26 protein-coding genes and 1 pseudogene are annotated in these 24,310 nt (G+C 74.7%); 11 read left to right on the forward strand and 16 right to left on the reverse strand.

What is annotated here, in order from left to right:
* The first annotated feature begins 195 nt into the window (after positions 1-195).
* A complete protein-coding gene (locus OC439_RS24035; RefSeq protein ID WP_262015409.1) occupies positions 196-1,998 on the forward strand; it encodes a glycosyltransferase family 2 protein in 1,803 nt (600 codons plus the stop codon).
* Here the strand turns inward: OC439_RS24035 and OC439_RS24040 are convergent.
* The 4 genes and pseudogenes from OC439_RS24040 to OC439_RS24055 form a co-directional block, all read right to left on the reverse strand.
* Positions 1,924-2,124, reverse strand: a pseudogene (locus tag OC439_RS24040) (DUF6510 family protein); the annotation flags it as partial. The gene OC439_RS24035 and the pseudogene OC439_RS24040 sit on opposite strands and share 75 nt — an antisense overlap.
* A gap of 16 nt (positions 2,125-2,140) precedes the next feature.
* On the reverse strand, positions 2,141-2,860 hold the full coding sequence (locus tag OC439_RS24045; RefSeq protein ID WP_262015500.1) for a ferredoxin reductase: 720 nt from the start codon (positions 2,858-2,860) through the stop codon (positions 2,141-2,143).
* Positions 2,861-2,900: 40 nt separating this feature from the next.
* Positions 2,901-3,500 carry a sulfite oxidase-like oxidoreductase gene (locus OC439_RS24050; RefSeq protein WP_013285974.1) on the reverse strand — a complete coding sequence of 200 codons (600 nt, stop codon included), beginning with the start codon at positions 3,498-3,500 and terminating at the stop codon, positions 2,901-2,903.
* 50 nt (positions 3,501-3,550) lie between these two features.
* Positions 3,551-4,585 carry a TerC/Alx family metal homeostasis membrane protein gene (locus OC439_RS24055; RefSeq protein ID WP_262015410.1) on the reverse strand — a complete coding sequence of 345 codons (1,035 nt, stop codon included), beginning with the start codon at positions 4,583-4,585 and terminating at the stop codon, positions 3,551-3,553.
* A gap of 242 nt (positions 4,586-4,827) precedes the next feature.
* Between OC439_RS24055 and OC439_RS24060 the strand changes: the two genes are divergently transcribed.
* Positions 4,828-5,988 carry a CaiB/BaiF CoA transferase family protein gene (locus tag OC439_RS24060; protein WP_262015411.1) on the forward strand — a complete coding sequence of 387 codons (1,161 nt, stop codon included), beginning with the start codon at positions 4,828-4,830 and terminating at the stop codon, positions 5,986-5,988.
* A gap of 12 nt (positions 5,989-6,000) precedes the next feature.
* Here OC439_RS24060 and OC439_RS24065 read toward each other — a convergent pair whose 3' ends face one another.
* On the reverse strand, positions 6,001-6,405 hold the full coding sequence (locus OC439_RS24065) for a DUF2267 domain-containing protein (protein WP_262015412.1): 405 nt from the start codon (positions 6,403-6,405) through the stop codon (positions 6,001-6,003).
* A 177-nt stretch (positions 6,406-6,582) separates the two neighbouring features.
* On the opposite strand from OC439_RS24065, the gene OC439_RS24070 reads away from it, so the two are divergent.
* Positions 6,583-6,852, forward strand: coding sequence for a DUF2795 domain-containing protein (locus OC439_RS24070; RefSeq protein WP_091427162.1), 270 nt, complete (start codon positions 6,583-6,585; stop codon positions 6,850-6,852).
* Between the two features lie 314 nt (positions 6,853-7,166).
* Here the strand turns inward: OC439_RS24070 and OC439_RS24075 are convergent, their stop codons facing one another.
* The 4 genes from OC439_RS24075 to OC439_RS24090 are packed head-to-tail and all read right to left on the reverse strand — an operon-like array spanning position 7,167 to position 10,072.
* A complete protein-coding gene (locus OC439_RS24075) occupies positions 7,167-7,835 on the reverse strand; it encodes a hypothetical protein (protein ID WP_262015413.1) in 669 nt (222 codons plus the stop codon).
* Positions 7,836-7,879: 44 nt separating this feature from the next.
* Positions 7,880-8,851 carry a pirin family protein gene (locus tag OC439_RS24080; protein WP_262015414.1) on the reverse strand — a complete coding sequence of 324 codons (972 nt, stop codon included), beginning with the start codon at positions 8,849-8,851 and terminating at the stop codon, positions 7,880-7,882.
* Positions 8,852-8,866: 15 nt separating this feature from the next.
* Entirely contained in the window at positions 8,867-9,700 is an 834-nt protein-coding gene (locus OC439_RS24085) for a hypothetical protein (RefSeq protein WP_262015415.1), read from the reverse strand.
* A 30-nt stretch (positions 9,701-9,730) separates the two neighbouring features.
* Positions 9,731-10,072, reverse strand: coding sequence for a MazG-like family protein (locus OC439_RS24090; RefSeq protein ID WP_262015416.1), 342 nt, complete (start codon positions 10,070-10,072; stop codon positions 9,731-9,733).
* Positions 10,073-10,164: 92 nt separating this feature from the next.
* Between OC439_RS24090 and gdhA the strand changes: the two genes are divergently transcribed.
* Positions 10,165-11,496: an NADP-specific glutamate dehydrogenase gene (gene gdhA / locus OC439_RS24095; protein WP_262015417.1), complete on the forward strand. Its 1,332-nt coding sequence runs from the start codon at positions 10,165-10,167 to the stop codon at positions 11,494-11,496.
* A 151-nt stretch (positions 11,497-11,647) separates the two neighbouring features.
* Positions 11,648-13,006 carry an alpha/beta hydrolase family protein gene (locus OC439_RS24100; protein WP_262015418.1) on the forward strand — a complete coding sequence of 453 codons (1,359 nt, stop codon included), beginning with the start codon at positions 11,648-11,650 and terminating at the stop codon, positions 13,004-13,006.
* Between the two features lie 7 nt (positions 13,007-13,013).
* On the opposite strand, the gene OC439_RS24105 is transcribed toward OC439_RS24100, so the two are convergent.
* A complete protein-coding gene (locus tag OC439_RS24105) occupies positions 13,014-13,787 on the reverse strand; it encodes a DedA family protein (RefSeq protein ID WP_262015419.1) in 774 nt (257 codons plus the stop codon).
* 66 nt (positions 13,788-13,853) lie between these two features.
* Between OC439_RS24105 and OC439_RS24110 the strand changes: the two genes are divergently transcribed.
* Positions 13,854-14,546 carry a carbon-nitrogen hydrolase family protein gene (locus tag OC439_RS24110; protein ID WP_262015501.1) on the forward strand — a complete coding sequence of 231 codons (693 nt, stop codon included), beginning with the start codon at positions 13,854-13,856 and terminating at the stop codon, positions 14,544-14,546.
* Between the two features lie 3 nt (positions 14,547-14,549).
* On the opposite strand, the gene OC439_RS24115 is transcribed toward OC439_RS24110, so the two are convergent.
* The 4 genes from OC439_RS24115 to OC439_RS24130 all read right to left on the reverse strand — a co-directional run bounded on the left by OC439_RS24115 (position 14,550) and on the right by OC439_RS24130 (position 18,217).
* Positions 14,550-15,992, reverse strand: a complete 1,443-nt coding sequence (locus OC439_RS24115) for a serine/threonine-protein kinase (RefSeq protein WP_262015420.1) — start codon at positions 15,990-15,992, stop codon at positions 14,550-14,552.
* 62 nt (positions 15,993-16,054) lie between these two features.
* Positions 16,055-16,891 (reverse strand): SAM-dependent methyltransferase, encoded by an 837-nt coding sequence (locus OC439_RS24120; RefSeq protein WP_262015421.1) that lies wholly within the window; start codon positions 16,889-16,891, stop codon positions 16,055-16,057.
* 76 nt (positions 16,892-16,967) lie between these two features.
* Positions 16,968-17,855 carry a helix-turn-helix domain-containing protein gene (locus OC439_RS24125; protein WP_194801709.1) on the reverse strand — a complete coding sequence of 296 codons (888 nt, stop codon included), beginning with the start codon at positions 17,853-17,855 and terminating at the stop codon, positions 16,968-16,970.
* A gap of 104 nt (positions 17,856-17,959) precedes the next feature.
* Positions 17,960-18,217, reverse strand: a complete 258-nt coding sequence (locus OC439_RS24130) for a DUF397 domain-containing protein (RefSeq protein ID WP_135239836.1) — start codon at positions 18,215-18,217, stop codon at positions 17,960-17,962.
* A 225-nt stretch (positions 18,218-18,442) separates the two neighbouring features.
* Between OC439_RS24130 and OC439_RS24135 the strand changes: the two genes are divergently transcribed.
* Positions 18,443-19,078 carry a GGDEF domain-containing protein gene (locus OC439_RS24135; protein ID WP_262015422.1) on the forward strand — a complete coding sequence of 212 codons (636 nt, stop codon included), beginning with the start codon at positions 18,443-18,445 and terminating at the stop codon, positions 19,076-19,078.
* Positions 19,079-19,131: 53 nt separating this feature from the next.
* Here OC439_RS24135 and OC439_RS24140 read toward each other — a convergent pair whose 3' ends face one another.
* Entirely contained in the window at positions 19,132-19,626 is a 495-nt protein-coding gene (locus tag OC439_RS24140; protein ID WP_262015423.1) for a type II toxin-antitoxin system PemK/MazF family toxin, read from the reverse strand.
* A 79-nt stretch (positions 19,627-19,705) separates the two neighbouring features.
* Between OC439_RS24140 and OC439_RS24145 the strand changes: the two genes are divergently transcribed.
* From OC439_RS24145 to OC439_RS24155, 3 genes are all read left to right on the forward strand, one after another.
* A complete protein-coding gene (locus OC439_RS24145) occupies positions 19,706-20,302 on the forward strand; it encodes a DUF4291 domain-containing protein (RefSeq protein WP_262015424.1) in 597 nt (198 codons plus the stop codon).
* A 100-nt stretch (positions 20,303-20,402) separates the two neighbouring features.
* Complete coding sequence (locus tag OC439_RS24150) at positions 20,403-20,915, forward strand: NUDIX hydrolase (RefSeq protein WP_262015425.1); 513 nt, start codon at positions 20,403-20,405, stop codon at positions 20,913-20,915.
* A gap of 43 nt (positions 20,916-20,958) precedes the next feature.
* A complete protein-coding gene (locus tag OC439_RS24155) occupies positions 20,959-22,167 on the forward strand; it encodes a serpin family protein (RefSeq protein ID WP_262015426.1) in 1,209 nt (402 codons plus the stop codon).
* On the opposite strand, the gene OC439_RS24160 is transcribed toward OC439_RS24155, so the two are convergent.
* Positions 22,113-23,762 carry a DUF885 domain-containing protein gene (locus tag OC439_RS24160; protein ID WP_262015427.1) on the reverse strand — a complete coding sequence of 550 codons (1,650 nt, stop codon included), beginning with the start codon at positions 23,760-23,762 and terminating at the stop codon, positions 22,113-22,115. The two genes, OC439_RS24155 and OC439_RS24160, sit on opposite strands and share 55 nt — an antisense overlap.
* A gap of 48 nt (positions 23,763-23,810) precedes the next feature.
* On the opposite strand from OC439_RS24160, the gene OC439_RS24165 reads away from it, so the two are divergent.
* Complete coding sequence (locus OC439_RS24165) at positions 23,811-24,260, forward strand: hypothetical protein (protein ID WP_262015428.1); 450 nt, start codon at positions 23,811-23,813, stop codon at positions 24,258-24,260.
* Positions 24,261-24,310: the final 50 nt, after the last annotated feature.

Consider the following 24,310-nt stretch of genomic DNA (forward strand, 5'->3'; position numbering starts at 1 on the left):
CATATGGCTGCAGAGCAATAGCGACAGCACGCACACCGGAAGGGCCCGACCCCCACCACGGGGTCGGGCCCTTCCGCACGTGTCCAACGGCTGCCTTCCGGTCACCTCGCCGTCACGCCGGTGTCGTCACCCGGACGGCTCGCTCCACCACGCTGGGTCGCGCCGGATCGTCCGGGCGACCCAGAAGGAGCAGCCGTGGCAGCCGAGGAGGCGACGCACCGCCCACCGACCACGCCCCGCCCACCGGCGACGAGCCGCCCCGACGTGAGTGTCGTCGTGCCTGTCTACAACACGCTGCGCTACCTGCGGTCCTGCCTCGACTCGGTGCTGCGGCAGACCATCGGGCCGGACCGGATGGAGATCGTGGCGGTGGACGACGGGTCCACCGACGGCAGCGGCCGCCTGCTCGACCGGTACGCCGCCAGGCACCCCGGCACGATCCGGGTGGTCCACCAGTCCAACTCCGGTGGCCCGGCGTCGCCCTGCAACCGGGGACTGGACCTGGCCGCCGGCCGGTACGTGTTCTTCCTCGGCTCGGACGACCGGCTCGGCCCGGAGGCCCTGGAGCGTCTGGTCGCCGCCGCCGACCGGTACGGCTCGGACGTGGTGCTCGGCAAGGTGGTCGGCGTCAACGGCCGGCACGTGTTCTCCGACGTGTTCGCCGACGGCAACGCGGTCGACGTGAGCCTGTTCGACTCGGCGCTGCCGTGGTCGCTGGCGAACACGAAGCTGTTCCGGCGCGACCTCGTGGACCGGCTCGGGCTGCGGTTCCCGGAGGACATGCCGGTGCTCAGCGACCAGCCGTTCACGCTCGCCGCCTGCTACCACGCCCGGCGGATCTCGGTGCTCGCCGACTACGACTACTACCACGCGGTACGCCGGCTGGACGCCCGCAACATCACCTACCACAGCCGGGTGGAGCAGCGCCTGGTCAGCGTGGAGCGGCTGTTCGCGTACGTGGCCGAGCTGATCCCCGCCGGGGAGCGCCGGGACGCGGTGCTGCGCCGCCACGCCGGGCTGGAGCTGGCGAACCTGGTCGGCGACGACTTCCGGCACCTGGACCGGGCCGCGCAGGAGCGGGTGCACGCCACGGTGGCGCGGCTGGTACGGCGGCACGTCACCGACCGCCTGCGGGACCGGCTCGACATCGAGGCCCGGCTGCGCCTGGGCGCGGTGACCGCGGGCGGGGTGGACGACCTGCTGGCGGTCATCGAGCAGGACAGCGGCCGGGGCGTGCCGGCGACGGTGCTCGCCGGTGACCGCTGGCACGCGGGCTACCCGGGCGCACCGGCCCGGTGGACCGACGTCACCGACGTGCGCGCCGACTGGCTGGCGCGGCTGGACACCGTCGACGTGAGCTGGGTCGACGGGCACACGCTGACGGTGACCACGCGCAGCCCGTACCCCCGGTTCGCCACGGAGGCCGGGCCGGTGCGGATGCTGGCCGGTCCGGTCGTGGGCGCCACCCGGATGGACGCCGGTGATCCGACCGGCCGCACCCTGCGCACGGACTTCGCGCTGGACCGGCTCCTGGCCGCCAGCGCCGCCAGCGGTCAGCGCCATCCGGTACGCGCCGAGGTGGACGGCGGTCACGGGCGCGGCGGGGCCGCGGTGCGCGCGCCTCGCCTCGCCGCCCGGCGGCCCCGGCTGCTGCGGCACGGCGCCCGGCTGTACGGGGTGGCGGCGACTGTCGACCCGCGCAACGGTCAGCTCGTGCTCTCCGTGGTGCCGGTGACTGTGGGTCAGCTCGTCGGGCGGCTGCGCCGGCCCGGCAGGCGCGGACCGGTAACGGCGCAGACGTCAGGACGCGGCCCCGCCACGGCGCAGACGTCAGGGCGCGGCGCGGAAACCCTGCTCGGCCGGCATGGGCACCTGGAGGTAGGTGGTGCCGCGCAGGTCCAGCCAGGCCCGCTGCGGCGCGCGGACCAGCCGCACCATCACCCCGGAGCAGGCAGGGCAGCGCCCGACCAGGCCCGGGGCGTGCGAGTAGACGTGTAGCCCGGCCATCGGGCCGGTCGTCCCGCAGGTGTCGCAGCGCCCGGTGGTGGCGCTCAGGTCGACCGCGAACAACTCGCGCAGCGGCCCGTCGAGCATGTTGCCATCCACGTAGGACAGGTCGGTCATACGCCCTCCTCGGGTCTCAGCCGGTCGGGCCGAATCGTTCGGTCCGCACGCGCCGGGTCGGGTGACCCAGCCCCACCAGCAGGTCGGCCACGGTCTCCACGAATCCGGTGGGGCCGCACACGTAGCACAGCGGCTCCAGGTCGGGCGGCCAGCCGTGGCTGTTCACGTCGGCCAGGCCGATCCGGTGCGGCTCGCCGCGCCAGCCCTCGGGCGCGGACCGGGTGTAGACGTACGCGACGTCGAGGCCCTGGTCGTCGCGGGCGCGGCGGCGCAGCTCGTCGGCGTAGATGACGTCGTCCGGGGTGCGCACCGAGTAGACGAGCCGGAACGGCGTGCGGCTGCCCGCGGCGCGGCGCGCGCGGATCATCGCCATCAGCGGCACCACGCCGGATCCGCCGCCGACCAGCAGCACCGGCGCGGTGTCGTCGCTACGCCAGACGAACCAGCCGCCGACCGGGCCGCGGACCTCCACCGGGTCGCCCTCGGCGTAGGTGTCGGTCAGGTACGGCGACACCTCACCGTCGGGCACCCGCTGCACGGTCACCTCGATCCGCTCGCCGTCGGCGGGGCCGGCCAGCGAGTACGACCGGGCGGCCTGGTAGCCGTCCTCGGCGGTGAGGCGCAGGTCGACGTGCTGCCCGGGCAGGTGCCCGGGCCAGCCGGGCACGTCCAGCACCAGCGTCTGCGCGGTGGGTGTCTCGATCCGCCGCTCGACCAGCCGGGCGACCCGCCACATCAGCGGCGCGACGCGGCGGCCCTGCGCCTGCGCCGTCACCTCAGTCGCCCTGGTAGCGCTGCTCGCGCCACGGGTCGCCGTAGTCGTGGTAGCCGGCGGTCTCCCAGAAGCCGGGCCGGTCGTCGGCGAGCAGCCGGATGCCGTGCACCCACTTCGCCGACTTCCACAGGTACAGGTGCGGTACGAGCAGCCGCGCCGGTCCGCCGTGTTCGGCCGGCAGCGGCCCCCCGTCGTACGTGTGCACCACCCACGCCCGTCCGCCGCGCAGGTCGTCCAGCGGCAGGTTGGTGGTGTAGCCGCCGTACGAGTGCGCGAGCGCGTACCGGGCCTCGGTGTCGACGCCGTCGAGCAGCGTGTCCAGGGAGACGCCCTGCCAGGTGGTGCCGAGCTTGGACCAGCGGGTGACGCAGTGCAGGTCCACCGTCGGGGTGTCCTGCGGCAGGCCCATCATCTCGTCCCAGGACCAGCGGTACTCCGCGCCGGTCTCGCTGGTCAGCACGAACTCCCAGGTGTCCAGCGGCACGCGTGGCGTCGGGCCGGCCGAGAGCACCGGGAAGTCCTCGGTGAGGTACTGCCCCGGCGGCAGGTCGGGCGCGGACGTACGGGGCCGGCCCTGGAAGCCGGGCGAGACGATTCCCACCCGTCAGTCGTACCACCGCCGCTCCCGCCGGGGCAGGGGTTCCCACCGAGTCAGGCGGAACCTCCGCCCTGCACCTCGTGCACGACGGTGCGCTTGCCGTCGCCGCTGTTGCGGGTGGCCCGCAGGCTGGTGATGGTGACGATCACCAGGACGCCGATGATCACGCCGAGCGAGGCGAGCGTGGGGATCTCCGGTACGCCCTTCCAGATGCCGTGCGCCCAGTGCAGGCCGAGCTTGACGCCGATGAACGCCAGGATGGCGGCCAGGCCGTAGCTGAGGTGCACGAGGCGGCTGAGCGCGGCGTGCAGCACGAAGTACAGCGCCCGCAGCCCCAGCAGCGCGAAGGCGTTGGTGGCGAAGACCAGGTACGGGTCCTCGGTGATGCCGTAGACGGCGGGCACCGAGTCGACGGCGAACACGATGTCCGTGGCCAGCACGGCGACCACGACCAGCGCGAACGGGGTGAGCGCCCGCCGGCCGCCCTGCCGGATGGTCATCCGGGTGCCGTGGTAGTCGTCGACCACCGGCATGATCTTGCGGAGCAGCCGGACCGACCGCATCTTGTTGATGTCGACCTCCTGCTCGTGCCCGGAGAGGGCGTCGCGCAGGAGCTTGACCGCGGTGGCGATCAGGATGAGCGCGAACAGCAGGAAGGCGAAGTCGAGCGTCTGGAGCGCGGCGGCGCCGAGCGCGATGAACACACCGCGCAGCACCAGGGCGCCGGCGATGCCGTAGAGCAGCACCCGCTGGGCGAGCACGGCGGGCACCGCGAACGCGGCCAGCAGCAGCATGAAGACGAACAGGTTGTCGACCGAGAGGGACTTCTCGACCAGGTAACCGGTGAGGTACTCGACGCCCTGCTGGCTGCCGTACCGGGACCAGATCCAGGCGCCGAAGGCCAGCGGCAGGGCGATGTAGAAGGCCGACCAGCCCAGCGCCTCACGGATCGAGACCTCGTGCGGCTTCCTGGTGACCAGGAAGTCGAGCACCAGCAAAACGAGCACACCGACGATCGTCACGGCCCACAGCGTGGGCGTGCCGACAGACGACAACCCGGCCGCGGCCAGGGGCGACAATTCGGGCATGGAGCCTCCTCGAACACCGTGTCATGTTCGAGGTCTCCTTCACCCACGTTTTCGTGGGCAACCACCCGGGGCTCGCCTCGGCGGCTCGCCGTACTGACCGGAATGATTCGTGGGAAGTACTCCCCTCGCCTGCACAAGGCTAGGTCACCGCCGGACCGGACGCCAAGTCGGGACACGCATGATTGCCCTGGTCAACCACTGGGCGCCGGCGGAGGGCGTGGCACCGGGTCACACCTGCCCCTATGGTGACGCGGGTGACCAACCAGGGACCACTGACCGGCGTACGGGTGATCGAGCTGGCCGGGATCGGCCCCGGTCCGTTCGCGGCGATGATGCTTGCCGACCTCGGCGCCGACGTGGTGCGCGTCGACCGGGCCGGCGGGGGCGGGTTCGGCGCCTTCCCCGGCGACCTGCTGAACCGCAACCGCCGCTCGATCGCCGTCGACCTGAAGCAGCCCGCGGGGCGTGACCTGGTGCTCGACCTGGTCGCCGGGTCGGACGCGCTGGTGGAGGGCTTCCGGCCCGGGGTGACCGAACGACTCGGCCTCGGCCCGGACGCCTGCCTCGCCGCCAACCCCCGCCTGGTGTACGGGCGGATGACCGGCTGGGGACAGGACGGGCCGCTGGCGCAGCGCGCCGGGCACGACATCGACTACCTGGCGCTGACCGGCGCGCTGCACGGCGTGGGCCGCGCCGGGGAACGCCCGGTGCCGCCGATGAACCTGCTCGGCGACTACGGCGGCGGGGGCATGATGCTCGCGCTCGGCGTGGTCGCGGCGCTGTACGCGGTGCGCGGCGGCGCGCCCGGCCAGGTGGTCGACGCGGCCATCGTGGACGGCGTGTCGGTGCTCGCCACCCAGATCCACGCGCTGCGCGGCATCGGTCTGTGGCAGGACCCGCGCGGGGTGAACCTGCTCGACGGCGGCGCGCCGTTCTACGACACGTACGAGTGCGCCGACGGGCGTTACGTCGCGGTGGGTGCGCTGGAGCCGCAGTTCTACGCCGAACTGGTCCGGCTCACCGGTTTCCCGCTCGACGGCGACGACGCGCCGGACCGGGACGATCCGGCGAACTGGCCGGCGCTGCGGGCGGCCTGGGCGCGGCTGTTCCGCACCCGTACCCGCGACGAGTGGACGGAGCTGCTGGCCGGCACGGACGCCTGCGTGGCACCGGTGCTCGACTGGGCCGAGGCGCCGCAGCACCCGCACCTGCGGGCACGGGAGGTCTTCGTGGCGCCGGACGGCGTCACCCAGCCCGCTCCCGCGCCGCGCTTCTCGGCCACCCCGACGTCGGTCCGGCGGCCGCCGCCGTCGCCGGGCGAGCACACCGACGAGGTGCTGGCCGGCGCCGGGATCGACGCCGGCCGGATCGCCGCACTGCGCGACGCCGGTGTGATCGGCTGACCGGCCGCCGGTTCAGCGGCGCGCGGCGGCCGGGGCGAGGGCCGGTTCCACCATGTCCCGGTAGTCGCGGGGGAACTGCACCACGACGTCCTGGAACTCCCCGCCCCGGATCGCCTCGCGCAGCGTGACGAACACCGCACGTACGGCGTCCCGGGCGGTGTTCTCGTCGCAGTCCGCCCGGCGGGCGACCCGGGCGGCGAACTCGGCCGCGCCGAACCGTTCGGCAGCCTCGTCGCGCGGATAGGGCCGGAGCAGCCCCTGCAGTGGCTTGGGTAGCTGCGCGGCGAGGTCCAGCACCTCGCCGCCGGTCAGCCGCTCGGCGAGCGTCTCCAGCGTGGCCCCGGTGAGTGCGGCGGCCCGGTCCTCGCTCGTGCCGGTGAGCCGGGCGACCCGGCTCACGAAGGTCAGGTAGTGCATCCGTGGTACCCCCTTCGGTGCGCCCACCGCGGCTACCCGCGACGGCGCGCCGGAAACGGCGCCGGCCACCGGCGCGCGGCGACTGCGGGTTTTCCGCGCCTACGGGCGTGAGGGGCGGCGCGACGGGTAACCGCCGCCCGGTCATGACCCCGACTACTGCCACGAGGAGCCCGACCCATGGCGAGTTACACGGATGTCCTTGAGTACCTGTCCGCGCTTGACTACCCGGCCGGCAAGGACGACGTCATCCGCGAGGCGGAACGGGAGGGCGCGCCGCCGGACGTGTTGCGGGCGCTGCGTGCGCTGCCCCCGGTGGACTACGCCAACGGCACCGAGGTGGCCCGCTCGGCCGGCATCGACGCGGCGCCCGAGGTGAGCCCGTCGCAGCGCGCGGCGCAGGCCCGGGTCGACCACCCGCGCGTGTCGCAGCACCTGCGCGGCATCTGAGCACTGCGGCGGGCCGGCGGGCTACACGGCCGCCGGCCTCCGCGCGTGCGGACAAGGGCCGGTGTACGACTGTCGCGCGTGGGCGCTCCCCTGTGGACGCGCCCCGGACAGGCGAGCGCCCCGGGTCACGAACCGCGACCTGGGGCGCCACGCAGCACCTGTCCTGCGCGGTTCACGCCCGAACCGGGTCGCGACCACGCAGCGGTGAGATGTTCGCCCGAACCGGGCGGGCATCGCTGCCACGATCATCATACGACGCGACATCAGCCGAACGGGTGAGAATCGCGGAAGTGTGTCCGGGCGCACGCGTGCGCTCAGGCGGTCACCTCCGCGTACCGCCGCTCCAGGTCCACTCGCGCCAGCGCTCCGACCAGCCACGACAGTTGCTCCGACTCCCCGCTGCCGGTGAGTCCGGCGAGGTCGCGCGCGGTACGGCCCAGCCCGAGCCGCCGGGCCGCCGCGAGCGCCCGCCGGTCGGCCACCGGCGCCGCCTCACGCCACAGCGCCTGCGCCTCGCGCAGGAACAGGTCGCACACCTCGTCGTCCACTCCGGGCAGCGCGGTCAGCAGCCGGCGCTCCTCGCCCGGATCCTGGTGCGCGGCGGTCCGCAGCCGGCGCAGGTCGCCCCGGTACGTCTCGACGATCGTGCGGGCCAGGTCGCCGAGGGTGTCGGCGATCGCGGGCAGGTCACCGCGCAGCCCGGCGGCGCGCAGCACGCGTACCCGGTCCTCGTGGCGGGAGCGGGCCATCCGGGCCGCGGTGTCCCAGCCCGCGTCGCGCAGCGCGCCGGCCGCGTCGACGGCGCGGTGGAAGTCGCCCCGGCGGGCCAGCAGGACGGCCAGGTACAGCACCTGGAACAACTGGGCCGGGTTGTTCGTCACCCGGAACCCGAAGCACTCGGCGAACCCGCGGCCGTCTGCGGCGAGCCGGCGGGCGAGCCGCTTCTTGTCCGCGACGTCGCGCGGGACGGTGGTTGTCGGCATGCTGCCGACTACCCCGGCGACGGCGCGGCATTCGGGTACGACGGTCAGCCGCGGACGTCGCCGCCGCGATCACGGGCCTTGAGCCGGGTGGTGGGCAGCGCGGGCGCGGGCAGCGGCGGCGCCGCGTCGTCGGCGACCACGCCGAAGCGGCGGCCGGCCATCCAGTCCTCCCGGGCGGCCACCACCTCCTCGTGCGAGCGGCCGACGAAGTTCCACCACATCACCAGCGGCTCCTCGAACGGGGTGCCGCCGAGCAGCAGCAGCCGGGTGCCCGGCTCGGCGCGCAGCGTCAGCGCGTTCCGCCCGAGGCCCAGGTAGAGCAGCGCGCCGGGGGCCAGCGCCGTGCCGTCGCACTCGGCGGCGCCGGACATGGCCAGCAGCCCGTACTCGAAGTCCGGACGCAGCGGCAGCGTGGCCGGAGCCGGCCCGCGCACCTCGATCTGCGCGCCGACCAGCGGGGTGTGCACGACGGCGGGCGAGCGTTCCCCGCCGAGGTCGCCGACGAGCAGCGTGACGTCCAGCTCGCCGTCGCGGAAGCGGGGCAGGTCGGCGTGGTGGGCGAAGTCCGGGTCACCGGCGCGGGCCGGGTCGGGCAGCGCCACCCACAGCTGCACGCCGTGCATCAGGGGCGGGTGGACCAGCGGGGAGCGCTCGGAGTGCGCGATGCCGCGCCCGGAGGTCATCACGTTGAGCTGGCCCGGGCGGATGGGCTGGACGTTGCCGAGGCTGTCGCGGTGCAGGATCTCCCCGTCGAGCAGCCAGGTGACGGTCTGCAGCCCGGTGTGCGGGTGCGGCGGCACCTCCATGCCGGGCCGGTCGGCCACGTCGTCGGGCCCGAAGTGGTCGACGAAGCACCAGGCGCCGACCATCCGGCGCTGCCGCTGCGGCAGCAGCCGGCGCACAGTGGTGTAGCGGCCGAGCGGGACGTCGTGGCCGGGCAGCAGCACGCTGCCCGGGTCGGTCGGGCCGACGCCCGGTGGGAGCGTCTGCGCGGGCAGGGATTCGGTGCGGTCCACCGCCCGACTGTACGCTCACTCCGCGGTGACGCTCACCGCGTTGGCGCCCCCCACCAGGTCGAGGTAGAGCCGGTCGGCGGCCCGGTCCCAGCCCGGCGAGCTGACCAGGTCACCGGCGGCGATCCCGCCGCGACGCTCGTCGTACAGGGTCAGGGAGCCGGCGCCGGACGCCACCCGCACCCGGGCCGGCGGCCCGCCGGGCACGGTGACTGTCAGTTCGCTGACCCCGCCGGTCATCCGGACGATGAGCGAGCCGTCGAGCCGGGGCAGCAGCAGCCGGGTACGCGACGCGCCGCCGACCAGGTCGACCCCGGCGAGGCGGGTCTCACCCAGGTCGAGCCGCTGCTCGCTGACGCCGCCGATCAGCCGCAGCCGCCAGGTGACCCGGGAGTTGAGCACCACCTCCACGGCGGCCGGGCCGGGACGGCCGTTCTCCTCGATCCGCAGCCGGACCCGGTCGCCCACGAGCTGCGGGCGCGGGGTCACACCCGAGCCGTCCGGCGCGCCGATCCGGTACAGGTCGTCGCCGAGGTCGTCGGCCCGCAGCGTGAACCGGGTCAGCCCGTCGACCAGCTCGAACTGGGCGCGCTGCCGGTCGCCGCGGGGCGCGGCGAGCGTCTCAGCGCCGGCCACCTCGGCGGCACCGGCCCCGCCGGAGCCGCCACCGGGAGCGGGCGACGGCGGGGCGCCGCCGGAGAAGACCACGCCGAGCCGGGCCGGGTTGGACAGCGTCACCGCCACCGCCACCGCGCCGAGCACCACCACGAGCACCGCCGCCGCCGCGAGCAGCCGGGCTCCGCCGGACCAGCGGGGCCGGGCCAGGCCGGGGTCGTCCTCGGATGCGGTCATGGTCGTCCCCTCTCGCCGGTCCCCATCGGGTCATACGTCCGTGTCGGCGTCCCGGTTCATTCCCCCTGCGGTCCGTTCCCGCACCTTGCCGGCGCAGGCGGCCAGCACGGCCTGCGCGTCCAGGCCGAGGCTCTCGATCGCGACGAGCGCGGTGAACGCCACGTCGGCGAGTTCGGCGGCGACCTCCTCGCGGGTGTGCGTCACCCCCTTGCGCGGGTTCTGCCCGAGCAGCCCTATCCAGGCCGCCGCGACCTCGCCGGCCTCCTCGCCGATCTTGAGGATGCGACAGGTCAGTTCGGTGTCGCCGCGGCCGTTCGCGGCGTCGAGCCAGGCGCGCGCGTCCCGCGCCGTCGTCCAGATGGTGGCGTCCACGCCGACCAGTGAACCCCACCCCGCGCACCGTTCGTATCCTGGGGCGACGCAGGCCAGGGGGCCCGCGTCCCAGGCGAGAGGAGGTGCCCGTGATGCCGGAGACCGTCGAGTCGGTGTTCGCCGGCGTGGTCGCCCGGAACCCGGGAGAGCCCGAGTTCCACCAGGCGGTCCGCGAGGTGCTGGAGAGCATCGGTCCGGCCCTGGCCCGGCATCCGGAGTACGCCGAGGTGGTCGAACGCGTCTGCGAGCCGGAACGGCAGGTCATCTTCCGCGTGCCGTGGGAGGACGACCGGGGCCGGGTACGGGTCAACCGCGGCTTCCGGGTGGAGTTCAACAGCGCGCTCGGCCCGTTCAAGGGCGGTCTGCGGTTCCACCCGTCGGTCTACCTGGGCATCGTGAAGTTCCTCGGGTTCGAGCAGATCTTCAAGAACGCGCTGACCGGGCTGTCCATCGGTGGCGGCAAGGGCGGCGCGGACTTCGACCCGAAGGGCCGCTCCGACCGCGAGGTGATGCGGTTCTGCCAGAGCTTCATGACCGAGCTGTACCGGCACATCGGCCCGCAGACCGACGTGCCGGCCGGTGACATCGGGGTGGGCGGCCGGGAGATCGGCTACCTGTTCGGGCAGTACAAGCGGATCACCAACCGGTACGACGCGGGAGTGCTCACCGGCAAGGGCCTGGCGTACGGGGGCGCGCAGGTGCGCCGGGAGGCGACCGGGTACGGGGCGGTGTTCTTCGCCGACGAGATGCTCCGCCAGGCCGGGGACAGCCTGGAGGGCAAGCGGGTGGTGGTGTCCGGCTCCGGCAACGTGGCCATCTATGCGATCGAGAAGGTGCACCAGCTCGGCGGCACGGTGGTGGCGTGCTCGGACTCCGGCGGCTACGTGGTCGACGAGAAGGGCATCGACCTGGCGTTGCTGCGCGAGCTGAAGGAGCAGCGCCGGGGCCGGCTGGCCGAGTACGCGGAGCACGCGCGCAACGCCGTGGCGGTCGCTGACCGCAACGTGTGGGAGGTGCCCTGCGACCTGGCGCTGCCCTGCGCCACGCAGAACGAGATCGGCGGCGCGGAGGCGGCCGCGCTGGTCGCCGGCGGCTGCGTCGCGGTGGTGGAGGGGGCGAACATGCCCACCACGCCGGAGGCGGTGCGGATCCTCGGCCGGGCCGGGGTGCGGTTCGCCCCGGGTAAGGCCGCAAACGCCGGCGGCGTGGCGGTGAGCGGGCTGGAGATGCAGCAGAACGCCAGCCGCGACACGTGGACGTTCGGCGAGTCGGAGCAGCGGCTGCGCGAGATCATGCGGGACGTGCACGACAGGTGCTGGGCGACCGCCGAGGAGTTCGGCCTGCCCGGCGACTACGTGGCCGGGGCGAACATCCAGGGGTTCCGGCGGGTGGCCGAGGCGATGCTGGCGCACGGCCTGGTGTGAGCGGGCGGCGGGACGGACGCTGACGGCGTGGTCAGTCAGTCATTGACAGCCCTCGACGCCCGGCCTAGGTTCAGGACGCTACCGGCCGGTAGGCATCCGTCCCGCGTCGTCACCCCCGTCCCGGGGTGGCACCCGTCCCCGGGGAGCAGCGATGCAGCCCTCACCCGTCCGCCGCCGGCTGCTCGCCCTCGGCGCGGCCCTCGCGCTGACGCTCGGCCTCACCGGCGCTGCCCCCGCCGCCGCCACCGGCCGCGACGACGGCAGCGGCCCGCTGCCCGGCTACACCGTCGTCAACCCGCCGCTGCCGCCACTGGTCGTGAACGGCGCCGCCACCACCGTGCGGCAGGGCGTGCACGCCAACGCCGGGTACGTCATCGAGATCCCGGCGCGCTGGAACGGCGAGCTGGTGATGTGGGCGCACGGCTACCGCGGCCAGGGCACCGAGCTGTCGCCCGAGCCGCCCGGCTTCGACCTGCGGCAGCGCCTGGTGGCACAGGGGTACGCGTGGGCGTCGTCGTCGTACGACCGCAACGGCTACGACGTGCGCTCCGGCGTACGCGGCACCCGCGCCCTGGCCGACCTGTTCAGCCGTACCGTCCGGCGCCCGCACCGGGTACTGATCGCCGGGGTGTCGATGGGCGGTCACGTCATCGGCCGGTCGCTGGAGCAGTACCCGGGCTTCTACGCCGGGGCGCTGCCGATGTGCGGGGTGCTCGGCGACCAGGAGCTGTTCGACTTCTTCCTGGACTACAACCTGGTGGCGCAGGCGCTGGCCGGGGTGCGCGCGTACCCGACGCCGCCCGACTACCTGACCTCGGCGGTGCCCCGGATCCAGGTCACGCTCGGCCTGGCCGGGCTGACCCCGGGCGGCCCGGACACCACGAACGCGCTCGGCAAGCAGCTGCGCGCGGTCACCGTGGAACGCTCCGGCGGGCCGCGGCCCGGCGCCGACGCCGCGTTCGCGGTGTGGAAGGACTTCCTGTTCGGCATCGCGGTCAGCGAGGCGGACGGCTCCCCCGCCCGGCGGCCCGGTCAGCTCGCCACGAACCTGTTCACCAGGTACGCGCCGAACCAGCCGGTGAACCTCGACGCGACGGTGCAGCGGGTCGCGCCGGAGAACCTGCGCCAGCGGCTCTCGCCCGGTCTGACCGAGGTGCCCCGGATCGCCGGGCGGCCCACCGCGCCGGTGCTCAGCCTGCACGGGCTCGGTGACCTGTTCGTGCCGTTCGGCATGGAGCAGGCGTACGCCCGGGACGTGGCCCGGCACGGCCGGTCCCGGCTGCTGGTGCAGCGGGCCGTGCGCACCGCGCAGCACTGCGAGTTCAGCCCGGCCGAGGCCGGCGCCGCGTGGGACGACCTGGTCCGCTGGGTGCGTACCGGCAAGCGGCCGGCCGGTGACGCGGTCACCGACCGGCGCGCGGTGGCGGCGCCGGACTTCGGCTGCCGGTTCAGCGACCGGGCCGCCCGGGCCGCCGGCACCGGCACCCGCCTGCTCTCCCCGCCGTGCTGAGCCTGCCTCAGTCCTCCGCCCGGGAGTACCAGCCGCCCCGGTAGACGGTGCCCTGCGGGGTCGGCTGCGGCTCCGGCGGCGCCTCCGCCTCCTGCGGCGCGGCCCCGGCGGTGCGGCGGGAGCGGCGGACCCGGCTGACCACGAACCAGCAGGCACCGGCCAGCACGGCCACGATGACGACCTTCTGGAACGTGCCCGCGTACGCCTCGACCACGTGCCACTGCTCGCCCAGCAGGTAACCGGCGAGCACGAAAGTGGTGTTCCAGATCAGACTGCCCAGCGCGGTGTAGAGCAGGAACACCGGCACCGGCATCCGTTCCACCCCGGCCGGGATGGAGATGAGACTGCGGAAGATCGGAATCATCCGGCCGAAGAACACCGCCTTGACGCCGTGGCGCAGGAACCACGCCTCGGTGCGGTCCACGTCCTCCAGCTTGATCAGCGGCAGCCGCGCGGCCAGCGCGCGCATCCGGTCCCGCCCGAGGGCCGCGCCGATGTAGTACAGCGCCAGCGCGCCCACGATCGACCCGATCGTGGTCCAGACGATCGCGCCGACCAGGCTCATCTTGCCCTGGCTCGCGGTGAAGCCGGCCAACGGCAGGATCACCTCGCTGGGGATGGGCGGGAACAGGTTCTCCAGCGCCACCGCGAGGCCGGCGCCCGGGCCACCGAGCCGTTCCATCAGGCCGGTGACCCATCCGGTCACCCCGTCGCCGGACGGTTCCGCGGCCCGCGCGGTGCTCACCCGGGGGACGGCGAGCAGCTGTGCGTTTCCGATCATCGGACCAACGTTACGGGGCGAAGCCGCGGACGACCACGCGTGATGGAAACCATTATCGTGTACGCCATGCGTACGCCGCTGCGGATCGCCGTCGTCCAGCCGTTGACCCGCTCTTACGACGTCGAGGGCAACGCCGCCCGGCACGCCGACGCGGTGCGCGCCGCCGGAGCCCGCGTGGTGGTCTTCCCGGAGATGTCCCTGACCGGGTACGAGCTGACCGCCGCGCCGCTGGACCCGGCCGACCCGAGGCTCGCGGCGCTGCGGGCGGCCTGCGCCGAGACCGGCACACTGGCGCTGGCCGGGGCGCCGGTGCCCGGCCCGCACATCGGGGTGCTCGCGGTCGACGCCGAGGGCGTGCGGGTCGCGTACCGGAAGATGTTCCTGGGTGGCGCGGAGCCGCGGCACATGCGACCGGGCCGGGAGCCGGCGGTGCTCGATGTGGACGGCTGGCGGCTTGGGCTGGCGGTGTGCAAGGACACCGGCACGCCCGAGCACGCGGCGGCGACGGTGGCGCTCGGCGCGGACGCCTACCTGGCCGGGGTGCTGGAGTCGGCGGACGACGCGGCGGTGCCCGAGGAACGCGCCCGCCGGGTCGCCGCCGCGCACGGCGTGTGGGTGGTCACGGCGAGTTTCGCCGGCTCGACCGGGGGCGGGTACGCGCGGGCCGCGGGCGGTTCCGGTATCTGGTCACCGGCGGGTGATCCGGTGGCCCGGGCCGGTACGGGCACCGGCGAGGTGGTCGCCGCCACGCTGCGGTGACGGTCAGCCCTCGTCGGCGCCGCCGCGCAGCCGCTCGTAGCCGTCGAGCAGCTTGCGCAGCGCGGTGGCGGTGACCGGGTCGATCTTCTCGTCCTCGGCCGCGTCGTCGATCTTCTCGCGCAGGTCCTCGACCCGCTTGCTCCGGTCCTTCGGCTTGCCCCGGTCCAGCTCGGCGGCCTTCTTGCGCAGGTCGTCGGCGGTCTTGCGGTCGACCAGCCCGATCGACTCGGCCCGGTCGATCAGCTCACCGAACCGGTCGCCGAGCTGACGCAGCGTCACCGGCTCGGGCACCGTCGACGGCGGCGCGGCACTGCTGGGCTCCGGGGCGGGCGGCTCGGCGGCACCGGTCGACGGGCCCGCGGTGGGCGCGGCGGCCGGTGGCGTGCCGGAGCCGTCGCCCCACACCAGCGAGCCCACCACCGCGAGCAGCAGCACCAGGGCACCGGCGACGAGCAGCCCGAGCAGCCGGTTCGACGAGACCGCCGGGCGCGGCGGCGCGACGGGACGTGCCGGCGGGACCGGGCGGGACGCGGCGGCCGGGGACCGCTCGATCAGGGTCGGCGGGTGCGCCGCCGGCGCCACTGTGGGCAGGATCGCGGTCGGCGGGTCCACCGGGCGGCCCGCGCCGAGCCGGTCGGCGAGCCGGGCCGCTGTGGGCCGCCGCTCCGGGTCCACGTCCAGGCAGGTCAGGACCAGATCGGCGATCTCCGGCGGCAGACCGGGCACCCGCAGCGGCGGCACCGGCGGCCGGTTGCGCCGCACGTCCAGCACGTCGTCCCAGCTGCGCACCGGCAACGGTGCCCGGCCGGTGAGACTGCGGTACAACAGCACGCCGAGCGCGTACACGTCGCCGGCCGGGTTCGCCGGGCCGGGATCGAGACGTTCCGGGGCGAAGTAGGCGGGGGTGCCCATCAGCAGCGCGCCGGTCTGCCCGGTGACCGGGTGCGGGCCGGCGGGCGCGGCGATGCCGAAGTCGAGCACCTTCGCGCCGGTCTCGGTGAGCATCACGTTCGCCGGCTTGATGTCGCGGTGCACCACGCCGATCCGGTGCGCCGCGGCCAGCGCGCCGGCGACCTGCCCGGCCGTGCGGACCGCGTCCGGCCAGGCCAGCGGCCCGCCGTTCAGCCGGTCGGCGAGCGTCTGACCCTCCACCAGCTCCATCACCAGGTACGGGACGACGACGCCGCTGTCCAGCGTCGCCTCGCCGTAGTCGTACACCTGGGTCACGTGCGGGTGGGTGAGCCGCGCCGCCGCGCGGGCCTCGCGCTGGATGACCGCGCGCAGTTGCGGGTCGGCGGCGAGCTGCCCGGCGAGGGCCTTGACCGCGACGGGCCGGTGCAGCACCTCGTCGTCGGCGCGCCACACCTCGGACATCCCGCCGAGACCGATGCGTTCGCGCAGGACGTACCGGTCGTGCAGGCGCAGGGCGGGCGTGAACGGCGACATGATGCCTCCAGTGTGCCCGTCCGGTCCCCGTGCCCGTCAACCGCCCGGCCCGGAGCCCGGCGTCAGGGCTTGCGGGCGACCCCGCCGTACATGCTGACGTCGATCACCGACGGGCGCGGTTCGGGCTCGCCGTCGGCGCGCCACTCGGCGACCGAGCAGATGCCCGGCTCGACCAGTTCCAGGCCGTCGAAGAAGCGCACGACCTCCTCCCGGCTGCGCAGGTTGATCACACCGTGCGGACCGCCGCCGCGAGCCGCCGCCTTCGCCTCGGCGGCCACCTCGGCCGGCAGGTAGTCGTGGGTGGCGTGTGAGGCGGCCAGGTAGCTGCCGGCGGGCAGGGCGTCCAGCAGGCGGCCGACGATCGAGTACGGGTCCTCGCCGTCGGGCACGAAGTGCAGCACCGCCAGCAGCATCAACGCCACCGGCTGGGAGAAGTCCAGCGTGCGGCGCAGGTCGGGGTGGGCGAGGATGCGCTCCGGGTCGCGCAGGTCCGCGTCGAGGTAGGCGGTGGCGCCCTCGGCGGAGCTGGTGAGCAGCGCTCGGGCGTGGGCCAGCACGATCGGGTCGTTGTCGACGTAGACCACCCGGGCGCGCGGGTCGGTCGCCTGCGCCACCTCGTGCGTGTTGTCGGCGGTGGGGATGCCGGTGCCGATGTCCAGGAACTGCCGGATGCCCGCCTCACCGGCCAGGTGGCGCACCGCGCGGCGCAGGAACCGCCGGTTCTCCAGCGCGCTGATCCGGATGGTCGGGAACCGCGCGGCCATCGCGTCGCCGGAGTCGCGGTCGGCCTGGAAGTTGTCCTTTCCGCCGAGCCAGTAGTTGTACCGGCGGGCGGGATGCGCCACCGTGGTGTCGATCCGGCCCGACTCGGGTGCCGTACCTGGTGCGTCGCTGGTCAAGGCCGCCTCCACGACTCGGGTGCCACCGTCCACTGTCTTCGGTCGGCGGTCATGCTACTGCCCGCCACCGCGCCGGTCAGGCCGGGTAGAGCTCGTCGCGCAGGCGGGCCAGCAGTTCCGGGGTCCGCTCCGGCGGCGCGGCCTCCACGCACAACCGTTCCATCGCCTCGGCGTAGAAGTCGAGGTCGTCGCGCTTGTCCAGGTAGATGGCGCTGGTGAGCTGCTCGATGTAGACGATGTCGGGCAGGTCGGCGTCACCGAAGCGCAGGATGCTGAACGCGCCGCTGGCCGCGGCGTGCCCGCCGGCGGCGAACGGGACGATCTGCAACCGCACGTGCGGTCCCGAGGTCGCCTCGATCAGCGCGTCCATCTGCTCGCGCATCACCGCGGCGCCGCCGATCGGTCGGCGCAGCACCGCCTCGTCGAGCACCGCCCACAGCTGCGGCGGGTTGGGCCGCCGCAGCAGCTCCTTGCGCTGCATCCGCAGCTCCACCCGCCGGTCCAGCTCCGCCGCCGACGCGCCGCGGTGGCCGAGCAGGATCACCTGCCGGGCGTACGCGGCGGTCTGCAACAGGCCGGGTACGAACTGCACCTCGTACGTGCGGATCAGCGCGGCGGCCGCCTCCAGGCCCAGGTACGACTGGAACCAGGCGGGGAGCACGTCGCCGTAGCGGTGCCACCAGCCCGGGCTGTTCGCGTCGCGGGCCAGCTTGAGCAGCGCGTCGCGGTCCTCCGGAGCGGTGACGCCGTAGAGCGTGAGCAGGTCGGCCACGTCGCGCTCCTTGAAGCCGACCCGGCCCAGCTCCATCCGGCTGATCTTCGACTCCGACGAGCGGATCTCCCAGCCGGCGGTCTCCCGGCTGACCCCGGCACTCTCCCGCAGCCGGCGCAGCTGCCCGCCGAGCAGCATGCGCAGCACTGTCGGACCGCTTGTCGGACCACCCTCGACGGGCACCGTCGCCACCTGACCGCCCTCGCATCCCGACCGCCCGGCCGGGCACCCTCCCGGACCGACGAGTAAGCATGCCATGAACCGACAGTGAGGTGAACTCCTCCGGACGGACGAAGTCAGTCCCGTGTACGGGACGGCGGGATCAGGTGGTCGAAGTCGCCGTCCCGCGCGCCGAGCACGAAGGCCGCGATCTCGTCCACTGTGTAGATGAGCGCCGGGCCCTCCGGGTGCCGCGAGTTGCGGACCGCGATGCCGCCGCCGTCGGGCAGCTCGGCCAGTTCGACGCAGTTGCCGCTGGGGTTGCTGCGGCGGCTCTTCAGCCAGCGCATCGGTGGCAACTCGGTCACGGGCACGCCGTTCGGGGGTTGCTGCATGGGCGTCCTTCGGGATGAGCCAGCCGAGGCCGCGGGGAGGAGCGGTGGGTGGCGACGTCTGTCGACTGAGGAGTGAGATGCACGTGCATCTGCTATTGCATCTGCAATGGACGGAGAGGATGATACTCGAAATACGGTGTGCCGGTTCGCTCACGTACGGTGACCTGAACCCGGCCCCGGGGACGCCGCTCCGCGCGGCTACGGGACTGCGGTGAGGAGGACGCGTTGGCGGATCCGATGACCATCGCCTCCGGCATCTCCGCGGCGGGCGCGCTCGTCTCCGCCTGGCAGTTACGCCGCCGCGCGCTGCGCGCCGAAGCCGAGATCGAGCTGCTCCAGGCCGAGCTGGCCGCCGAGCGGCACGCCGCCAGCCACGACCCGCTCACCGGGCTGCCCAACCGCCGCGCGTTCTTCCGGCTGGCCGCCGCCCTGCTCACCGACCCCGCCGGCCAGCCGCTCGTCGCGGTCGTGCTCGACCTCGACAACTTCAAGCAGGTGAACGACCGCTACGGGCACGCCGCCGGGGACCAGGTGCTGGTCAGCGTCGCGCAGCGGCTCGCCGCGTTCGCCGGCCCCAACCTGGTCGCCCGGCTCGGCGGCGACGAGTTCGCCGGACTGCTGGCCAGCCCGACGCCGGACCGCCGGTGGATCGAGCACGCCACCCGGCGGCTCTGCGAGGCGCTCGCCGCGCCGATCCCGCTCGGTGCGCGCAGCATCCAGGTCACCGCCTCCGTCGGGCTGGCGCCGGTGCACTGCCCCAACCAGCTCACCGACGCGCTCTGCCGCGCCGACGCGGCCATGTACGAGGCGAAGACGCTCGGCGCGTCCCGCCCGACCCGCCAGCTCGTCGCGGAGTGCTGAGCGACTCGTCCGCTAGCTCGTCGCGGGGTGCCGGGGCGGCTCTGTCCGGTGGGTCAGCGCCAGCCGTAGCCGACGCGCAACGCCTGCCCGACCCGGTCGAACCGGGGCCGGTCCAGCACCGCGCCCTCGCGGCGGATGCTGTCCTCGCGCATGGTGAGCACCCGGTCCAGGCGAACCCAGCTCGGCCGCTCGTCCCGGTCCCACTCCCCCGGGCCGAGCGCCAGCCAGTGCCGCTGGCCGTCCCGGTCGCTCTGGCTTGACAGCATCAGCCCGAACAGCGTGCGGCTGTGCCGGCCCACCACCAGCACCGGGCGGTCCTTGCCCTGACGCGGATCGTCCTCGTACGGCACCCAGGTCCAGACGATCTCGCCCGGGTCGGCCTGCCCGTCCGGCTCCGGGGCGTACGACAGCTCGCGACGCTGCAACGCGCTGACCTGGCGGCGGCGCGCGACCTGAGCCGGGATCGGCCCGCCGGGGCGGGTGGGCACGGGTACGCCCCGGGTGATCCGGCCGAGCTTCGACGCCACGTTCCTCAACAGACCTGCCACGGCGGGCAGCCTATCGGTCGGGGCGCGCCGGGCCCGGAATCGGGTCGCCGGAGCGGGTACGCGGTGCCATCATGCCCCGGTGACAGTGCCCCGCCACCAGATCCGCGCCGCGTACACCGGCACCGCCGTCACCGTCTACCAGGCGTACCCGCCGGAGATCGCCGACGCGGCGCTGCGCGCGGGGCGGTTCGTGCCGCCGTTCAAGCGGGAGCGGATGACCTGGATCAAGCCCTCGTTCCGCTGGATGATGTACCGCTGCGGCTGGGCGCTCAAGCCGGGCCAGGAACGGGTGCTGGCGGTCGACATCAGCCGGGCCGGCTTCGAGTGGGCCCTGCGCCACGCCTGCCTCAGCAGCTACGACCCGCGTCTGCACCCGGGCCGGGACGCCTGGCGGCACAGCCTGCGGGTCAGCCCGGTGCGGGTGCAGTGGGACCCGGAACGCTCGCTGCGGCTGGCGCCGCTGCCGTACCGCTCGCTGCAGGTCGGGCTGACCGGTGACGCGGTACGCCGGTACGTCGACGACTGGGTGGTCGGGCTCACCGACGTCACCGGGCTGGCCCGGTCGGTGCACGGTCGTCTCACCGACGGCGACGAGGCCGGGGCCGCGGCGCTGCTGCCGGTGGAGCGGCCGTACCCGCTGCCGGTCGAGGTGGCCCGGATCGTCGACGCCGGCTGAGCGACCCCGGCACCGGGCGGGCGCCGCGAGGCGCGCTGTTAATAAGGTGCCCTTCTACTACCGGAGGCGTTAACAGGGGGCCATTCCTTACGCTGGGGGCGTGGAGTTGCCCGACGATCTGCCGCTGTTCGAGCGCAGCGCGGTGCGGCTGGTGGTGCTCGACGCCGCCGACCGCCTGCTGCTGTTCCACACCCGCGACCCGGACCACCGGGACCTCGGCGTGTGGTGGGAGCTACCCGGCGGCGGGCTGGACCCGGGCGAGACGTACCGGGAGGCGGCGGTCCGCGAACTGCGCGAGGAGACCGGCATCGCGATCGGCCCGGACGAGGTGGGCGCTCCCACCTGGCGGCGGCGGGCCAGCTTCCGGCACCGCCAGCGCCGTCACCTCCAGGACGAGGTGGTGGTGACGGTACGGCTGCCCGGCCCCGGACCGGACGTGGACGAGGCGCTGCGGCTGGACTACGAGGTGGAGGACTACTTCGGGTTCCGCTGGTGGCCGCTGGCCGAGGTGCTCGCCGAGCGGCCGCGCTGCTATCCCGGGCGACTGCCGGAACTGCTGCCCGCGTTCCTGGCCGGTACGGAGATCGACGAGCCGTTCGAGCTGTGGTCCTGACGCGGGGCGTGCCGCCGGGCGCGCCGGCGGGCAGAGTGGAGCCGTGACTCCTCTGCGCGCACCCCTGGCCCGTTACGCCGAGCGGCTGCACCGCGCCGCCGGTGACACCCACCACGTCGCCTCGCCGCTGGGCGCCTGGCTGCTGCTGGCGCTGACCGGCCCGGCCGCCACCGGCGACGCCCGCGCGGCGCTGGCCGAGGCGCTCGGCGCCGACCCGGACGACGCCGCCGCCGAGGCCCGGGCGCTGCTCGCCGCGCCGCACCCGATGGTCGCCGCCGCCACCGCGCTGTGGGAACGCACCCCGGCCGCCGAGCTGGCCGCGTGGCGGGCCGCCCTGCCGGAGGCCACCCAACGTGGTCCGCTGCCGGACCAGGCGGCGCTGGACGCCTGGGCCCGGGAGCGTACCGGCGGGCTGATCGACCGCTTCCCGGTCGACGTCACCCCGGACACCCTGCTGATGCTGGCCAGCGCGCTCGCGACCCGGGTGTCGTGGGCCGACCCGTTCGACACCACCGCGGGTGCGGAGCTGGGCGCGGGCAGCGCCTGGTCCGGCCGGCTGAGCCGGGTGCTGCGTACTCCGCCGTCCGGGCACCGCTGCTGGGTGGCGGCCACCGACCGGGCCGGTGACGTGGCGGCGCACGCGGTGCCGGCCGGCGACGACGGCGCGGGGATGCTCGTGGTGTCGGTGGCCGCCGCGCCCGAGGTACCGGCGGCCGACGTGCTGGCCGCCGCGCAGGAACTGGCGAGCGCCGCCGCGTTCGCCCCGGACGCCGTACCGGGTCACCGGTCGCTGTTCGACCTGCCGCTGGGCGAGACGGCACTGTGGACGCTGCGGGAGGAGCCGGTGAACACGTTCGCGGCGGACGGCCGGGAGGAACGCGCCACGGCGGTGCTGCCCTGCTGGTCGGCGCGCAGCCGGCACGACCTGACCGCGCGCGGGTTCGGCTTCGACGCGGCGGCCCGGGCGCTCGGTGAGCTGCTGGGCCTGGCCGGGCCGAGGTTCGACGCCGCGCAGTCGGCGGTGGCCCGGTTCGGCCGCTACGGCTTCGAGGCCGCCGCGGTGACCGCGTTCGGCCGGGCGACAGCGCTACCGCCGGAGGGGATCGCGCGCGTCGCCGAGCTGCGGTTCGGTCACCCGTACGCGGTGGTCGCGGTGACCACCGACCCGGCCGGCGGCCCGTGGCACGCGCTGCCTGTCTACTCCGCCTGGGTGGCCGACCCGGAGGAGTTGCCCGCCGACGACGCCGGGTAGGCGGCGAGCGCGCTGCTGAGCTGGTCCAGCCCCAGCGAGCCGAGTTCCAGCGCCCGGTTGTGGAACGCGCGCCGGTCGCCGGGGAACGCCGCGCGGCCGTCCCGCCACACCCGCTCCCCCACCTTGTAGGTGAGCGCCTGCCCGGGCCGGCCCAAATAGCGGGCCAGTTCCAGTGGTGCGTACGGACCTTGGTGGCAGCGGCCGCGCAGCAGGTCCAGCGCGGCGTCCGGCGTCCACGGCGCGCCGCCGCCGGAGGGCATCGGCAGCTTCAGGTGCAGGCCGATGTCGAGCACCACCCGGGCCGCCCGCAGCAGTTGCATGAACAGGTGGCCCAGCCGGGCGCCCGGCTGCTCGTAGAGCCCGAGTTCGTCCATGAACCGCTCGGCGTACAGGGCCCAGCCCTCCTGGGCTCCGGAGAGCCCGCCGAGCAGGTTCAGCCGCTGCCCGGGCCCGCCCCGGCACGCCTCCGAGCCGAGGTGCAGGTGGTGGCCGGGGACGCCCTCGTGGTACGCGGTGCTGTACGCCCACCAGGTGGAGAAGTACTCCTGCCCCGCGGGCAGCAGCCACGAGACCCGGCCCGGCCGGGTCAGGTCCCGCGACGGCGCGATGTAGGCGGTGCCGCCCGACGTGGTGACCCGTGACTCGACGCGGCGCAGCGGCGCGGGAATGTCGAAGTGGACGCCGTGCATCCGCTCGGTGGTGGCCTCCAGCAGCTCCTGGAGCCAGGCGGCGAACTCGTCCCGGCTGCGCAGGACGCCCGGCGCGTCGGGACGGTCGAGCCGTTCCCGTACCTCGGGCACGGTGCCGCCCAGGGACTTCGCCTCGGCGGCCAGTTCCGCCTCGATGGCGGTGAACTCGTCCCAGCCCCACGCGTACAGCTCGCGCAGGTCCGGTTCCGCGCCGAGGAAGGCCCGCACCCAGAGGGCGTACCGCTGTGGGCCGAACGCCTCGTCGTCGTGCGCCCGGGGCGTCAGGTCCGCGGTGAGCGTCGCGGCGAACCGCCGGTACGCCTCCCGCGCGCCCTGCGCCGCCGCCTGCAACGAGGCGCGCTGCGGGCCGTCGCCGTACCGCTGCACCAGGGCGAGGTCGTCGTCGAGCCAGGTGCGGCAGCGCCGCGTCACCAGGTCCACCTGACGCCGGGCCGGCAGGTGACCGCGCGCGGCGGCGAGCAGCAGGCTCCGGGCGTACCCGTCGAGTGCGGCCGGGATGGCGGCCTGGCGCGCGCCGACGCGGGCCCAGCCGTCCTCGGAGGCCGCGCGCCCGGCGTCGCGGCCCGGCACCGCTGATTCGACGCACTGGCGGATGAGCTGGAGCGGGCCGGTGGCCGCGACGTGCAGTTCCCGCAGGTCCTCCCCGGCGTCGTGGAAGGCGATCCGGGCGCGCAGCCGTTCGGCGAGGTGGGCGTGCAGCGGGGTCGCGGGCAGCGTCTCGATCCGGCGCAGGGCGCGGGCGGCGAGGTCGGCGCGGGCCTGGTGACCGTCCGGGCTGTAGTCGGTGAGGCCGTCGACGTCCGGCTCACCGGCCTCGACCACGGCGGCGCACGGATCGAGGCGCCCCATCTCCCGCAGCAGCGCGTCGGTGAACTCGTCGATCATGGCGTCGAGGCTAGTCGCACGCTGGCGAGCTCCCGATACGCTCCCGCCGTGAACGTCGATGTGCCTCGCCGGCACCCGATCCAGGCTGTCGCGGCCCTGCCCGCCCTGCCCTGGTTGAGCATCCACCTGCTGCTCTACCTCGGCATCGCCATCGCGGTCCCGGTGCTGTGGCAGCTGACCCCGGCCGGCGGACTCGTCGAGGTCTCCGGCCGGGCCCTCACCGAGGTGTCGTCCGTGATCTTCAGCCGGGGCGGGCTGATCGTGAGCGCCCTGGCCGCCGGCAGCCTGGGACTGCTGCGCCTGCTGGCCGACGCCCGGTGGTACTGGTTCCGGCTGGCCGCGGTCCTGCTCCTCGCCGCGCCGTTCCCGCTGCTCGCGTTCGGCGTGGCCGGTGCGAAGGCGGCAATGCCGGTAGCAGTTGCCCATCTGCTGGTGGCGCTGCTCATCGTGCAGCCCCGGCGTTCGCACGGGATGGCCGACCGGGCCCCCGCCCGGTGACCACGGAGTTCGCGTCGGCCGGGTGCCCGGAACCGACGCGAACTCCGTGA

This window comes from Micromonospora sp. Mcm103, from assembly GCF_024519755.1.
GTDB lineage: Bacteria > Actinomycetota > Actinomycetes > Mycobacteriales > Micromonosporaceae > Micromonospora > Micromonospora aurantiaca.

Excerpts from the sequence above, each read along its gene's own strand:
- OC439_RS24045 (WP_262015500.1), bottom strand. The coding sequence starts at position 2,860 with ATGTGGCGGGTCGCCCGGCTGGTCGAGCGGCGGATCGAGACACCCACC.
- OC439_RS24055 (WP_262015410.1), bottom strand. The coding sequence starts at position 4,585 with ATGCCCGAATTGTCGCCCCTGGCCGCGGCCGGGTTGTCGTCTGTCGGC.
- OC439_RS24060 (WP_262015411.1), top strand. The coding sequence starts at position 4,828 with ATGGTGACGCGGGTGACCAACCAGGGACCACTGACCGGCGTACGGGTG.
- OC439_RS24065 (WP_262015412.1), bottom strand. The coding sequence starts at position 6,405 with ATGCACTACCTGACCTTCGTGAGCCGGGTCGCCCGGCTCACCGGCACG.
- OC439_RS24070 (WP_091427162.1), top strand. The coding sequence starts at position 6,583 with ATGGCGAGTTACACGGATGTCCTTGAGTACCTGTCCGCGCTTGACTAC.
- OC439_RS24075 (WP_262015413.1), bottom strand. The coding sequence starts at position 7,835 with ATGCCGACAACCACCGTCCCGCGCGACGTCGCGGACAAGAAGCGGCTC.
- OC439_RS24085 (WP_262015415.1), bottom strand. The coding sequence starts at position 9,700 with ATGACCGCATCCGAGGACGACCCCGGCCTGGCCCGGCCCCGCTGGTCC.
- gdhA (WP_262015417.1), top strand. The coding sequence starts at position 10,165 with ATGCCGGAGACCGTCGAGTCGGTGTTCGCCGGCGTGGTCGCCCGGAAC.
- OC439_RS24100 (WP_262015418.1), top strand. The coding sequence starts at position 11,648 with ATGCAGCCCTCACCCGTCCGCCGCCGGCTGCTCGCCCTCGGCGCGGCC.
- OC439_RS24105 (WP_262015419.1), bottom strand. The coding sequence starts at position 13,787 with ATGATCGGAAACGCACAGCTGCTCGCCGTCCCCCGGGTGAGCACCGCG.
- OC439_RS24110 (WP_262015501.1), top strand. The coding sequence starts at position 13,854 with ATGCGTACGCCGCTGCGGATCGCCGTCGTCCAGCCGTTGACCCGCTCT.
- OC439_RS24115 (WP_262015420.1), bottom strand. The coding sequence starts at position 15,992 with ATGTCGCCGTTCACGCCCGCCCTGCGCCTGCACGACCGGTACGTCCTG.
- OC439_RS24130 (WP_135239836.1), bottom strand. The coding sequence starts at position 18,217 with ATGCAGCAACCCCCGAACGGCGTGCCCGTGACCGAGTTGCCACCGATG.
- OC439_RS24160 (WP_262015427.1), bottom strand. The coding sequence starts at position 23,762 with ATGATCGACGAGTTCACCGACGCGCTGCTGCGGGAGATGGGGCGCCTC.